The sequence below is a fragment of the Marinifilum sp. D714 genome, assembly GCF_030851345.1.
In the GTDB taxonomy this organism is placed as follows: domain Bacteria; phylum Bacteroidota; class Bacteroidia; order Bacteroidales; family Marinifilaceae; genus Marinifilum.
Map to the genome: position 1 here is coordinate 1 of NZ_JALPNU010000063.1, position 926 is coordinate 926.

Here is a 926-nt window from a genome sequence, read left to right on the forward strand (position 1 = left end):
ACTGAATAGTTTCCACTTGTATTTACAGTTATGGTTTGAGTCGTTGCCCCATTTGACCATAGGTAGCTTGATCCCGGATTACCTGCATCCAAGGTAATAGTTCCACCAGCACAGGTTTCTTGGTCCAAACCAAGGTTTACAACCGGATTTGGATAAATCGTTACATTCACATCATCCGTTGCAGAACAACCATTGGCGTCTGTAACAACTACTGAATAGCTTCCTGAAGTTGATACTGTAATGTCTTGTGTGGTTTCACCGTTTGACCACAGGTAAGTTGACCCAGGATTACCTGCATCCAAGGTAATTGCACCACCAGCACAGGTTTCCTGATCTAAACCAAGGTCTACAACCGGATTTGGATGAACAGTAACATTCACATCATCTGTAGCTGAACAGCCATTAGCGTCTGTTACAACTACTGAATAATTTCCACTTGTATTTACTATGATAGTCTGACTTGTCGCCCCATTTGACCACAGATATGTTGATCCTGCATTTCCTGCATCCAAAGTAATGCTTCCTCCTTCACAAGTTTCCTGGTCTACACCTAGATCTACAACCGGATTTGGATGAATGGTTACATTCACATCATCTGTAGCTGAACAGCCATTGGCATCTGTCACAACTACTGAATAGTTTCCTGAAGTTGATACTGTGATGGTCTGAGTGGTCGCGCCATTTGACCACAAATAGGTAGCTCCTGAATTGCCGGCATCTAAAGTAATGCTTCCTCCTTCACAGGTTTCCTGGTCTAAACCTAGATCCACAACCGGATTTGGATGAACAGTAACATTCACATCATCTGTAGCAGAACAACCATTGGCGTCTGTAACAACTACTGAATAGTTTCCACTTGTATTTACAGTTATGGTTTGAGTCGTTGCCCCATTTGACCATAGGTAGCTTGATCCCGGATTACCTGC

Annotated in this window: 1 pseudogene; it reads right to left on the reverse strand. The window is 43.1% G+C overall.

Annotated elements, in window-relative coordinates:
- Positions 1-926, reverse strand: a pseudogene (locus M0051_RS19550) (hypothetical protein); the annotation flags it as partial.